This window comes from Bradyrhizobium niftali (assembly GCF_004571025.1).
Taxonomy (GTDB): Bacteria; Pseudomonadota; Alphaproteobacteria; order Rhizobiales; family Xanthobacteraceae; genus Bradyrhizobium; species Bradyrhizobium niftali.
The window spans coordinates 24,240-37,812 of sequence record NZ_SPQT01000011.1; the positions used below are offsets into that span (position 1 = coordinate 24,240).

Below are 13,573 nucleotides of genomic sequence, written 5' to 3' on the forward strand. Positions count from 1 at the left end.
GTCGATCGATATCCCGTGGACTGGTCGGACGAGAAGGACAACACAGCAATCAGCTCAGCTTGACGGCCTTGAGCACTGTGCCGGCCACTCGGCCAAAGCCAGGTTCACTAAAACTCGTCGGATGCAGGCTTCGAACTCCGGCAAGATGTGCCAAGTCGTCGATCCGCCGTTGAGGCCGAATCACCAGGCTCTCTGCCGGCAGGCGCTCGGTCGGCGAAAACGACGCGGGCTTCGCGCCGCGCGTAACAATGTGGGGCAACGGCGCGGCCATTGACCAGATGTTCTTAAGCATCGCCCTGTTCACCGAGCGCGCGATGACACCGTTCCCCCTCAGACGGGCGACGGTAAAGAGCTTGCGAATCAGCAGGTCTCGTTCAAGCGACTGCGGCAAATGGAACTGCACCCCGACGAGCTGGCCTCTTTGTTGCACGACCGTCGCGTCGATCCAACCCACCTGCACGATGTGCACCCGTAGCGGTTCTCCAGCGCGAGGATAGTCAATGCCGGAGCCGAGCAGAACGCCGGCGCCAGAGAGGGAGATGTTGCTCATGCGCCCAGAAAGCCGCTCGCCGGACGCGGTTTGGATCAAGATTGATTCATCGGCATCGAAACGCTCCTCGGTGCGTCCCATCCGCGCCTGTAGCGAGGTCATGCAGACGAAGAAAAGCACGACGATGTTCACGACCGACCAGAAGGCGACCATCGGTAGAGCCGCCGGATGATCGATGATCCGCCATTCCGGGATCGTGTTCAGGACCACACCGACGACCGTCAACGCCATCAGAACCGCCGACGGCCAGAATATCTCCGCGGCGTAGCTTGCGCGTCGCGCAGCAGCTCCCTTGGGCGTCACCCTGAACGCATGCCCCGTCGGCTTGACGAGAGTCTCGAGCACCGTCGGCAGGATCTTGAAGCTCTGGATAGTCGCCGACACCTGAGCGGCGAGCGGAAAGTGCTCGTGCGGCGCGAACCAGGAGATACCGCCGTTAAGCGCCAGGATCGCGGGGAACAAGTAATAGAAGACCGACTCGGGAGTGACGTCGACGACAGGCGCGAGGCCAGTCCACATGAACACGATCGGAACCACCACGACCGCGAGCGCCCGCAGGCCCATGGAGAGCCAGTGCGCAGGAAAGAAGAGGAGCCGATGCATCAAGCCCAGTCCGGGTCCGAGCGGGCCGGCGGCGAGATACAGCGTCTGGATCGCGCCACGCGCCCAGCGTTGCCGCTGCACGAAAAAGGCGTCAAGGCTTTCCGGCGCCAGTCCAATCGCCAGCGGCTCGCGAAGATAGCGAGTGACGTATCCCTTGCGCAGCAGGACCAGCGTCAGCAGGATGTCTTCCGTGATGGACTGGGTCGGCAAGGCATCGCCCACCGCGCGGAGTGCTGCGCGACGCGTGACGGAGTTGGAACCACAACAAAAGGCACCATCCCAGCCGTCGCGCGCGGGCATGATGGCATCGAAGAAGAACCGTTGTTCGTCCGGCAGCCCCCTGTGCAAGCCGAGATTCGCCTGCATCGGGTCCTCATTGTAGAAGGTGTGCGGGATCTGAACGATTCCGATCTTTGGATCAGCGAAGAAGCCCGTCGTGCGCATCAGGAAATTGCGCTGCGGCACGAAGTCCGCATCAAAGATCGCGAAGAACTCGCCGCTCGTCTTCGTCAGTGCATGATTGATATTGCCGGCCTTGGCATTCAAGTTGTCGGCGCGCGTGAGATAGCCGGCGCCCTTTTGCGTGCAGAGTTCCCTGAGCCAAGGCCTGCGACCATCATCCAAGACCCATACCTGGAAGTTTGGATAGTCCAGACACAACGCGCCCGTAATCGTCTTTTCCAGCACCTCGATTGGCTCGTCATAGGTCGGAATAAAGACGTCGACCGCGGGCAGCTCGTCATCCGGCAGGCTGCGCAGCCGACGCTCGTGCTGATCTGCTTCGCTGCGGCGATCGGTCCTGCGAAGGAAAGTCAGATAGAGAATGAACTGATCTGTGAAGGTCAGAAGCTCGACGAACAGACAGAACCAGATCCAGCCGACCTGATACCAGGTCCCGCTTGCCGGCAGCACGGTGGTGAAAATACGCCATTCGAGATAGCGGGCGACCACAAGCCAAACCACGACAAAGACCGCGACACGGGCCCAGAGGCGCGCGACTGGAAAGGTCGGCGCCAACAGGTACATCGCCGCAAAGATGCCCAGCATCGGCGCGAACAGCTGAGAGAGAGGCAGAGTCATGGCCTGCATGGAACATCTCGCTTACAGGGACGACTGGTCGAGCTCCAGGCGAGCGGTCAGCCATTTCAGCTTCGAGCTGACCAATCGTAGCAGGCCGTCGGCTCTGCGCTCGAAGCGCACCTCAGCCAACCGCCCGATATCGCAGGAGCCGTTGCGGTCGGCCAACGTCTCATTGGACGGAAGCGATATCTCAACGGTAATGTTGCCCGGATCAGGCCGCGGCACCCGGGCCGCAAGCAGCCGATCATCGCCGTACGCTGCCGATCCGCGGACTTGCCGGATCTGGCCGGTCTTCCATTCGCGGCTCCCAATCAGGCGGACGGTAGCCGCATCTCCGGCCTTGATCTTCTCGAAATCGCGCTCGGGGAGTTCAACAACGATAAACCGGCGTTCGCAATCTGCAAAATCGAAGACCGATTGCCCTTCCGTGACCATCGAGCCCGGGCTGGCCGCCACCGACCAGACTACATGAGCTGCCGGCAAGGACAGATCGTAGTGATCGAGACGATCAAGTCGAGTGCGTTCCTCTGCGATCTCCGCGGCCAGCTGCGCGGCACGTGAGCTGTTCTGCAACAGGTCTGTCTCGAGCTCCTGGCGGCGGAGGACAAGCCGCTCGCGCTGCTGCTGCGAATAGGGCACATCATTGGCATCGCCACGAAGATAGATGCCCTTCTCAGCCGCCCCCAATTCGGTCTTGAGGCGCTGCAGGCGTTCATCGGCCATCTGGCACCGCGTTGCGGTCGCCTCTTGAGAAGCCTGGGCCTCGCCGGAGCGGATCTGCGAACTGATGCCGAGCTTCACGAGCTTCTCAATCCGGCCCGCGACATCGTTCCGCTGCCGCGCCTCGGCGAGACAGCCGCCTTTTTCAACTTCCGTTTCGCCGATCTCGTGGCTCAGCCGCGCCACCATCCCCAAACGATAGTCTTCGCTGCGCTCGCGGAGCTTGCGATCGAGCTCGGCGATTTCCTCGAGTTGCCGACGTGCAAGCTCGGCGCGTTTGGTGGACATGGCAAGCTGCTGATCAAGGTCCATGAGATGCCGGCGATCCGGCGAACGCGCCTCGACCAGCGGCACCACCCGGGCGCGCTGGAAATATTCACCCTTGCGTGGAAGATCTGACGAGAGCTGACCCGCCATTGGGGCAGTCACCCGCATGAGCTCGGCATTGACATAGGCGGAGGGAGCGACTCGGTAGGTCACATACGGCAACAGGGCCCATCCGCTCAGAGCGATGATCCCGAGCGCCAGGGATCGGCGAACAATCCGGCTGCGAATGAAACGTTCGACGTGCAAGCGAACCACGGCTGGATCTCCAATGGGCTTTGGTCGCTGCGTCTGCCCAGCGAAGGCAAGCCAATCGGCGCATGGCCCGGTGTTGGGATGACGTCTGCGCCTTGAGCAATCCGCCAACATTGCTGCTAGCCGAAATCAGGTTTCGTCACCGCAGCAGGGTCGCGTTCGCAACCAAGAGAAGCATATCTAGCTTTCACCACATTAGGTTAAGCTGTGTCAAAACCGGAAGACTACGGCTCCCGAATCGAGGAACCAGGATGCCGACCTATTCCCGCTTGAAGTCGGCGCGCCGTTGGCGCCGATCGAACGGCGGCGCGGCTAACGCCCATTCCGAAGCAGCTTCTCCGCTTCTTCGACTTCGGGAAGATTTCGCTCCGCGTCGAATTCAGCGAGGACGGGAGCGAGCAGTGTGAAAACCGCGCCGGCTCGGCCATTTGCCTTGTGCAGGCGCGCAAGTCCAAGGGCGCTGCGCAATTCGAAAGTCTTCGCCTGCTGGTGCCGTGCGATTTCCAGCGCTCGGTTGAAGGCATTTTCGGCGCTGGAACCGTCCGGAGGGTCATGACGCGACAAAAGCTCGCCCTGGACGCGATGCAGCTCCGCATCAAGCCAATGCTGACCGGATTGTCCCGCCGATGCGATCAATTCGCTCAAGATGTCCAGCCCGGTTTCGAGCTGGCCCACCTCTGCATCCGCCATCGCGACCTGCATCCCCCAAAACGGTTCACAGAGGTAGCAGTCATTCTCGCGCAGCATGGTCCATCCGCGACGCATTTCCGTCAGTCCGGCCATTCGGTCGCCGGCACGCCAGTTGGCCAGGCCATTCAGGTAGGTACCGGCGGCCACATACAGCGGCATCGTATGGTCACGCGCAAGGCCGAGCGCCAGGATAGTATCCGTTTGCTGCAACAGCCCCCCGCATAGCCCGTCGAACACAGCGCGATGAACAAGCGCATTGGCCTGGGAAAGCGCCCGTTTTTCTCCTGAAGCGCTCACCGCTTCGGCGGCGAGCCGGCGCGCGCGAGCGATGCTGCCAAGCGGCCAAAGCACCAGAGCAAGAAACCTCATGATCACGAACGGCAGATCCAGCGCCGAGGGCCTGAACGTCGCGGGATCCGGCTCGGCACCATAGATCGCCAGTGCCTGCTCGAGATGCGTTCTCGCCTTCAGATAGTCGCCCCCGAACCAGCAGGTGACGCCGCCCGTCCAATGCGCAACGACGGCGGCCACTGCCGCGTCCGGTCGTCGCTCCGCGGCACTCATGATGGCGTCCGCCAGCTCCCGCATCGGAGCAAGTTCGCCGTGGGTCAGGCAGGCATTGAAGAGACCGGAATGGATCGGCGCAAGTTCAACCGGATCATTGATGTCGGCCGCGAACTGCCGGGCGCGCGTCCATGCAGCGACCGTTTCGGGGGCGCTATGCCCGAGGCCACCCCTTAACGCGCGGCCATATGCGATTTGAAGATTCAACCTGCTCATCATCCGATGAGGCTCATCAGGCAACTCATCGGCGATGGCAATCGCCTTGCCGAGATGCGCAATTGCCTCGGAATAGGCCGAGCGCTTCAGCGCCTGCTGGCCCGCCTTGCGCCACCACTCGAGGGCGACCTCGTTCAGCCCAGCCTCGGTGAAGTGGTGCGCCAGAACTTCCGGCTCAGTCTCGGCCACGACCGGAAACTTTTCGCGCAGGACATCGCCGATGCGGGTGTGAAGCACCTGCCGTTTGCTCTTGAGCAGGCTCTCGTAGGCCGCCTCCTGAACGAGAGCGTGCTTGAAACTATAGTTTGCTTCGGGCGGAGTCCCGCGACACACCAGCAGTTCGGCCTCTTCGAGTTGCCCCAGCGCAGCGCTCAGCGTCAGATCATCGCGTCCCGCCACATATCTCAGCAGCGCGTACGAGAAGTCGCGGCCGATGGCGGCGCCAATCTGCGCCACCTCCTTGACCGGCGCCAGCCGGTCGAGCCGCGCCATCAGCGAATCCTGCAGCGTCGCGGGAATGGCCAGCGGCGGGAGCGGACTCTCGAGGCGATAGCGCCCGGCACCTTCGACGAGCCATCCGGACTCCAGCACCATCTTGGTCAATTCCTCGACGAATAGCGGGACGCCATCCGTCCTGTCGATGATCTGCTTCATCATCTCGCGTGGCAGCTGGCGACCGACAGTCACCTGCTCGACCAGCGCCCGCGTGTCCTGCCGATCGAGCCGGTCGAGCCGCAGCAGACTGACGTTGCCAAGGCCCGACCAGGAGGGCTCGAACTCCGGCCGCGATGTCATGAGCACGAGTATCGGCAGTCTCCGGATCCGGTCGACCGTGAGATCGAACAGTTCAAGAGTCGTGGCATCGGCCCAATGCATATCCTCGCAGACAATCAGCAGGGGCTGCTCTCGCGCCAATCCCTCAAGCTGATCGAGAAGGGTGGCAAAGGTCTGTCGCCGCTGCTGCGCCGGGCTCAGACCGAGCGGCGGGTAACGGTCGTCGGTCGGGATCGAAAGCAGTGCTGCAATGAGCGCTGTCGCCCGGGCGACCTGCTGCGTTCCAAGCGCCAGCATCGCCTCGAGCTTGTCGAGCTTTTGCCCGGGCGTGTCGTGCGAGCAAATGCCGGCCGCGCGCTCGAGCTGCGCGACAAAGGGATGAAGCGCACTGTTGGTGTGGTAGGGCGAACACTGATATCGCACCCGGCGGTGCACTCCCAACCCGGCGCTTTCGGACAGCGTTGCGACCATGCGCGACTTGCCGATGCCCGCTTCGCCGGAAATCAGCACCATCTGGCCCTGTCCCTGCCATGCCAGCCGCTGGCGCGAGAGCGCGAGTTCGATCTCCTCCTTGCGGCCGACAAAGCCGATCGAGCGCGCCGCGTGGACCGCCTCGAAGCGACTTTCCGATGCGGCCGCTCCCTCGACCGCCCAGACTGCGATGGGTTCTGATATCCCCTTGACCTCGCGGCGGCCGAGGTTGCGAAAAGTGAAGAGATCACCGAGCAGCCGGCGCGTCGACGAGGCAACGACGACCGCTCCCGGCTCCGCCAGGCTCTGGAGCCGGGCAGCGAGGTTTGGTGTGTCGCCGACCGTTGCGTGCTCCTCTGACGCATCTCCGCTGATGAGGTCGCCGACCACCACGAGCCCGGTCGCGATTGCGATCCGCAGCTCAACCCGCTCATCGCCGCTCGTCTTGAGCTGTCTCATCGCAGCGATGGCGTCGAGGCCCGCGCGCACTGCGCGCTCCGCGTCATCCTCGTGGGCGCGCGGATAGCCGAAATAGACAAGTATTCCGTCGCCGACGAACCTGGCTATGCTGCCGTCATAGGCGGAAATGACCCTCGCGCAGGCGGCGCGATAGGCCCGGATCACTTCCCACATATCCTCGGGATCAAGACGCGCCGAGAGTGCGGTCGAGCCGACCAGATCGCAAAACATGACGGTGAGGTGGCGTCGCTCGGCGTCGTGAGGAGGAGCCGGCGATGCGATCAACGCGGCGGGATCGAGGTCGGCAATAGCACGCAGCATTTTACGGCGATGTCCGAGCAGGACTCCGAGCTTGTCGAAGTCCTCGTCCATCAGCTCGGGAAGGACGCCCATGTCGACGCCATTCTGGGCGAAACGCTCTGCGTACTGCCCAAGCCCCAGCTTCTCGAGCCACTCCGCAATCTGCATTGGCTCCACCGATCGTGTGGTTGGCGGTTAGCAGAATTTTGGACCACGGCGCGCGGACGATATCCCAACATCGCCATGATGGCACGTCTTGTTTGTTGCGCGATAATTTAGGTTACTCGGTACCGATACGGCTTCCAGGCAGCGACATGCCCGATGCGAACGGCGACGCCACCAAAAATCGTCAGCACGCAGCGTTGGACGACAGAGGTTGCGATGAGCGTGGCTACTCATTCCATACCTGAAGCCCGCTCCAGCACTGCGGCTCGTGCTCGCGTCACAAAGCCAGGCAGACGTTTTCCGCGAGCGTAGTCCTTCATTTCTTGTCCATGTACGTTTCGTTGTTGCGAGCCATCGTGCCCGCCGCAACTTGAAGCGAGGAACCAACCACCCAACAGCCGGCGACAAATGCTACCAGGCCATTGGGAGGGTTTTGATCAAGGACAAGGATGCTGACGGACAGAGCTGCGGCAATTGCGGCGCCGAACGTGCCGGCCGCACTCATGATCTCAACCGGCTCGGAACCATTCCATTCTTCCGAGATGCCCGAAATCGACTTCCGCGCGGCACTGCCCGACAGATCAATTCCGACATAATAGCTGAGCGCTCCGTAGAGCATCGTTATCAGCACGATCCAGCCGCTTTCAAACAGTCCACCCTTCTCACGCAACAGGGTCGCACCGACGTAGAGGCCGCAAGAGGCCCCAACGGCTGCAAGCCCAATTCTTTCAAGAAGATGGGCAGACTTGATCAGGCTGGAACGAGCGATCCGAAGATTGCTGGCGTGCCTTGTTAGAGAAAATGCGCTGAAAACTTCACTGCTGATCTTCATTGGAGGGTCCTTCTCGAGTAAGTAGCGGCCTACCGGCCGACCCCGAATAGAGGGCTGCCTCGTGGACGCGTTTCGCGATTCCCTTGATTCCAATTTCTGAAAAATCTGTGCTGAGTGAAGGGCTGGCTTGCTCGTGAGCGAGACGAAAGCCAATCCAAAAAAGCTGCGAGCACGCGGCTTCGCAGGCACTGCATCTCACCCGTGTCTGTCAGGTCCGGGTGCGGCAATTTCTTACGGGATTGGTAGCTCGAGAAGAGAGTGACGGAGTATGAGATCGTTCACATTCCGCAGTTCCCTGTCGCTCGACCCGGTCACAATTTCCGGAGGACGAGTCTGCATCGTCGCATTACCTGGGAGCGCGCGAGCGGGAGCTGAAAGGCGCGGTCGGTTGGCAAGCTGTCCGGCGTTTCGCCGGCATCCAACCTATCTACACTTGCCTGCTTCGTGCACTTCAACTCACGGGTTCGGACACGTCATCGGAAACGCACCGCATCCCGCGCGTCTCAGGCCGACCACTCCTCGCCCCACACCTGGACGACGTGACCGGGCGAGACCTCGCGATATTGCCGCACCGGCGGCTGGTAGTCCGGCGCACGCACCGGGCTTCTGATCTCGTCGTTTGCGACCTCGCGCTTCGTGCCGCGGCGCGCGGGGTCGGGCACCGGCACGGCCGCCATCAGCTTCCTGGTGTAGGGATGCTGCGGATTGCCGAACAATGCCGCGCGCGGGCCGATCTCGACGATCTCGCCGAGATACATTACCGCGACGCGATGGCTCATGCGCTCGACCACCGCGATGTCGTGGGAAATGAAGAGATAGGCAAGGCCCATGCTGGCCTGAAGGTCGAGCATCAGATTGACGACCTGCGCTTTCACCGAGACGTCGAGCGCGGACACGGCCTCGTCGGCGACGATCAGCTTCGGCCCGAGCGTGAGCGCGCGCGCAATGCAGATGCGCTGGCGCTGGCCGCCTGAGAACTCGTGCGGAAAGCGCGCGGCCATGTCGGCGGTCAAGCCGACGCGCACGAGCAGGTCGGCGACCTTGTCGCGCGCCTGCGACGCCGAGGCGAGGCCGTTGGCCAGCAGCGGTGCTGCGATCGACGTCCCCACCGACATGCGCGGATTGAGGCTCGCGAACGGATCCTGGAACACGATCTGCATCTGCTTGCGACAGTCGCGCAAGGTGCGGCCGTTCATGCCGAGCACGTCCCGACCGTCGAGCAGAACCGTCCCGCCGTCCGGCTCGACCAGCTTGAGGATGGAGCGGCCGGTCGTCGACTTGCCGCAGCCGGATTCGCCGACCAGCGCCAGCGTCTCGCCCGCGTGCAAGGTGAAGGAGACGTTCTCGACCGCGTGGACGCGGCCGGAGACCTTGCCGAACAATCCCGAGCGGATCGGAAAGCGCGTGGTGAGATTGGCGACTTCGAGCAGCGGGCGCTCGGCGATCGAGACCGTATCAGGGGTCTCCGTCGGCTCGTCCGAAGTGCCGGTCACCTTGTCGACGATCGGAAAGCGCATCGGCCGCGGACGCCCGTCCATGGAGCCGAGGCGCGGCACGGCTGCGAGCAGCGCGCGGGTGTAGGGATGCGAGGGCGCCGCGAAGATGCGCGAGGTCGCATCAAGCTCGACCGCCTGCCCGCCATACATCACCACGGTGCGATCCGCGATCTCGGCGACCACGCCCATGTCGTGGGTGATGAAGAGGATCGACATATCCTCCTCCTGCTGGAGCTCTTTCAGCAACTCCAGGATCTGGGCCTGGATGGTGACGTCGAGCGCGGTGGTCGGCTCGTCGGCGATCAGGAGTTTCGGCTTGCAGGCGAGCGCCATCGCGATCATCACGCGCTGGCGCATGCCGCCGGAGAAGCGATGCGGATGCTCGTGGAAGCGTGATGCCGCCGCGGGAATGCGGACACGGTCGAGCAGGCGCACGGTCTCGGCCTCGGCGGCCGCCCGCGACAGGCCCCGATGCTGGATCAGCGCTTCCGCGATCTGGAAGCCGATGGTGAGCACCGGGTTGAGGCTCGTCATCGGCTCCTGGAAGATCATGGCAACGTCGTTGCCGCGGATATCCTTCATGCTCGCTTCGGGCAGCGCCAGGAGATCGCGGCCGGTGAGCGTGACGCGCCCCTCGATGCGGCCGCTCTCCTTGGGAATGAGCCGCATGATCGACAGCGCGGTGACGCTCTTGCCCGAACCGGACTCGCCGACGATCGCCACGGTTTCGCGCGGCGCGACGTCGAACGACACGTTGCGGACGACGGGGATCCATTGCCGCTCGCGCATGAAGGACGTGGTGAGGTCCGCGACCGACAGCACCGGCGCCTGTGCTTCGGCAATGACTTGGTCAGGTCTGCTTGCGCCGATGCTCATGCGAGTGTCCTAGTAGCCGCGCGAACGATCGACGAGCCCCGGCAGATCTTCGCCGCGGCGGTGACGTGCGATGACGTCGAGCACATAGTCGACGGCCGTATCAGGCGTGGTCATGCTGGCATTGTGCGGCGTCAGCAGGATGCGCGGATGGCTCCAGAATGGATGGCCCGCCGGCAGCGGCTCGGGATCGGTGACGTCGAGGACAGCCCCCGAGAGCACGCCGCTGTCGAGAGCCGCGAGGACATCGGCCTCGACGAGATGCGGGCCACGCCCGACATTGACCAGGGAGGCGCCGCGCGGCAGGCGCGCGAACAGGTCCGCGTTCAGGATGCCGCGGGTCTCGTCGGTCAGAGGCAGCAGGCAGACGAGAATGTCGGTCTGCGCGAGGAAATCGGGCAACGTGTCGATGCCCGCATAGCAGGTGACGCCCTCGATCTCGCGCAGCGAGCGGTTCCAGCCGAGACGCGGAAAGCCGAACGCCTCGAGGCGTTCGAGCACGGCCTGGCCGAGCTGGCCGAGCCCCATCACGCCGACACGCCGCCGCTTCGCCGGCGTGATCCGGATCTCACGCCAGACCTGTTGCTTCTGCTGGCTGATGAAGTCCAGGAGATCGCGATGCAGGGCGAGCACGGCCATGGTGACGTATTCCACCATGGTCTCGGCAATACCGGGCTCCAGCATGCGCACCAGCGGGATGTGCGGTGGAAGTTTGGTGGCGTCGAACTGGTCGACGCCGGCGCCGACCGAGAAGACCAGCTCGAGGTTCGGAAAGGTCGCCGCGATGTCATCAGGCGGCACCCACGCCACGAGGTAGCGCACCTCGGCGGGATCGCCGATGTCGGGCCAGAGCCGGAACGGCAGATGCGGCGCGCGCTCGGCGAAGAAGCGCGCCCATTCCGCACCGCGCACCATGTTGGCCTTGTAGAGAACCGTCATGCGGCCAAGGCCCTCAGAACGGGCTGACCGGCGCGAGCCGGCGGCCGTCGATCATGCGCTTGTGGCTGTAGGCCGCCGGATCGACCAGCGGCGTCGAGCCGGTCACGATGTCGGCGGCGAGCTTGCCGGCCGCGGGGCCGATGCCAAAACCGTGGCCGGAGAAGCCGGTGGCGAGGAAGAAGCCCGGCAGCGCATCGACCGGCGAGATCACCGGGATCGTATCGGGCGTGCAGTCGATCGTGCCGCCCCAGGCTTCCGCGATCTCGATGTCCTTCAATTCGGGGTTAGACTTGATCAGCGACGCCAGCGCCGCACTGACCAGCGACATGTCGGGCGCGGGATCGCGCACGCGCTCGGTCTCGAACGGCGACGGCTTGTCGAAGCTCCAGCTGGTGCCGCGCATGAGCTGGTCGAAGAACGACTTGCCGAACGACATCTTCAGTCCGTTGCGGCGATGCAGATAGGTCGGCCAGAAGGTGCGCGCGTAGCGGAACAGGTCGGGCGACAGCTCGACCGTGCCGCGATTGCGCAGCGCCAGCGTGAAGCCGCCGTCGAGCCGGCGGCGGATGCAGAAGAAGTCGGTGCCGAGCGCACCCGACGTGATCTCCGGCGCCGGCGTGGTCCGGCAGGCGGTGGCGTTGACGAGACCGATCGGCAGCTCGATGCCGTGACGGCGGCAGAACAGCGACGACCAGGCGCCGCCCGACAGCAGCACGGATTGCGTGCGGATGGTGCCCTTCTCGGTGACGACGGCGCTGACCCGCCCGCCGGTCGTCTCCAGCCCGCGCGCGGCGCAGCCCTGATGGATGGTGACGCCGTGCTTTCGCGCGGCGGTCGCGAGCGCAGGCACCGCCATCGACGGCTCGGCGCGTCCGTCGCTCGGCGTGTGCAGGCCGCCGACCCATTTGTCGGCATTGCCGGGCAGGCGCTCGGCGACCTCGGCCGGCGTCAGGACGGTGGAGTGAACCTGCTGCTCGCGCGCGATCGCGGCCCAGCGCTCCCAGCCGGCGAGCTCGTCCTTGCTCTTGGTCAGGAACAGCACGCCGGTGCGGCGGAAGCCCGCATCGACGCCGGCGTCGTTCTGCATATCCTCCCACAGCCGCAGCGCCTCGCGCGCCAGTGGAATCTCCTCACGCGCGCGGCCCTGCTGGCGGCACCAGCCCCAATTGCGGCTCGACTGCTCCCCGCCGACATGCCCTTTCTCGACGAGCGCGACGGAAAGCCCCTTCTTCGCCAGATGATAGGCCGCGGACACACCGATCACGCCGCCGCCGATGACGACGACATCCACCTGCGCCGGCAGGCGTTCGTCGCTATTTATACGGTTGAGCGGCGGGGACATGGGGAACTCCTGGTATTCAGTTCGATCGAAGCTCGTCGGCTCGTCATGGGATGTTCATCCTGGGATCGAGCGCGTCGCGCAGGCCGTCGCCGAGGAAGTTGAAGCTCGTCACCGCGAGCGTGATGGCAAGGCCCGGTGCGATCGCGAGCCACGGCGCGCTGGTGAGATAGATCTGCGCGTTGTTGAGCATGTTGCCCCAGCTCGCGGCCGGCGGCTGGATGCCGTAGCCGAGATAGCTGACATAGGATTCGAGCAGGATCGCCTTGGCAACGTTCAGCGTCGCCGCGACCACGATCGGCGCGATCGCGTTGGGCACGAGCTCGCGGAACATGATCCGCAGGTTCGACGAGCCGAAGGCCAGCGCTGCCACCGCGAATTCGCGCTCGCGCAGCGAACGCACCTGGGCCTCGACGACACGGGCGACGGCCATCCAGGCGGTTGCCGCAATCAGCACGGTGGTGGTGACGAGGCCGGGCTCGGTCAGGGCCGCGAGCGCGAGCAGCAGGAAGATGGTCGGAAAGCACAGCACGGCGTCGACGAGCCGCATCAGGACCGCACCGACCACGCCGCCGTAGAAGCCGGCGAAGGCGCCGACGGCGATGCCGACCGCCATTGCGATCACCATCGCGACGATGCCGATCGAGAGCGACACCCGTCCGCCCATCATCAGCCGCGCCAGCACGTCGCGGCCGAGTTCGTCCGTGCCGAGGATGTGCGCGCCCGAGAGCGGCGGCGCGAACCGCTTCATGATGTCGATATAGGTATCGTCGAACGGCAGGAGATATGGACCCAGTGCCGAACCGAGGACGAGGATGAGGATGATCACGGCGCCTGCGAGCGCGAGCCGGTGCCGGCGAAAGCGCCGCCAGGCGGCCTGGCCGGGCGCGAGCTGGTCGGTGGAGAGAACCGCACTCGTCATC

At 64.3% G+C, this 13,573-nt stretch carries 8 protein-coding genes; all 8 read right to left on the reverse strand.

Annotated features, from left to right (window positions below):
* Positions 1-49 precede the first annotated feature (49 nt).
* Positions 50-2,242, reverse strand: coding sequence for a glycosyltransferase (locus tag E4K65_RS19910; RefSeq protein WP_135175613.1), 2,193 nt, complete (start codon positions 2,240-2,242; stop codon positions 50-52).
* Between the two features lie 12 nt (positions 2,243-2,254).
* Positions 2,255-3,535 (reverse strand): HlyD family secretion protein, encoded by a 1,281-nt coding sequence (locus E4K65_RS19915; protein WP_235885686.1) that lies wholly within the window; start codon positions 3,533-3,535, stop codon positions 2,255-2,257.
* Between the two features lie 309 nt (positions 3,536-3,844).
* A complete protein-coding gene (locus E4K65_RS19920) occupies positions 3,845-7,174 on the reverse strand; it encodes an adenylate/guanylate cyclase domain-containing protein (RefSeq protein ID WP_167770962.1) in 3,330 nt (1,109 codons plus the stop codon).
* A 313-nt stretch (positions 7,175-7,487) separates the two neighbouring features.
* A complete protein-coding gene (locus tag E4K65_RS19925; RefSeq protein ID WP_135175615.1) occupies positions 7,488-8,003 on the reverse strand; it encodes a hypothetical protein in 516 nt (171 codons plus the stop codon).
* 503 nt (positions 8,004-8,506) lie between these two features.
* A complete protein-coding gene (locus E4K65_RS19930; RefSeq protein WP_135175616.1) occupies positions 8,507-10,375 on the reverse strand; it encodes an ABC transporter ATP-binding protein in 1,869 nt (622 codons plus the stop codon).
* A 9-nt stretch (positions 10,376-10,384) separates the two neighbouring features.
* Positions 10,385-11,311, reverse strand: a complete 927-nt coding sequence (locus E4K65_RS19935; protein WP_135175617.1) for a 2-hydroxyacid dehydrogenase — start codon at positions 11,309-11,311, stop codon at positions 10,385-10,387.
* Between the two features lie 13 nt (positions 11,312-11,324).
* Entirely contained in the window at positions 11,325-12,653 is a 1,329-nt protein-coding gene (locus tag E4K65_RS19940) for an NAD(P)/FAD-dependent oxidoreductase (protein ID WP_135175618.1), read from the reverse strand.
* A gap of 43 nt (positions 12,654-12,696) precedes the next feature.
* Complete coding sequence (locus E4K65_RS19945) at positions 12,697-13,572, reverse strand: ABC transporter permease (RefSeq protein ID WP_135175619.1); 876 nt, start codon at positions 13,570-13,572, stop codon at positions 12,697-12,699.
* Position 13,573: the final 1 nt, after the last annotated feature.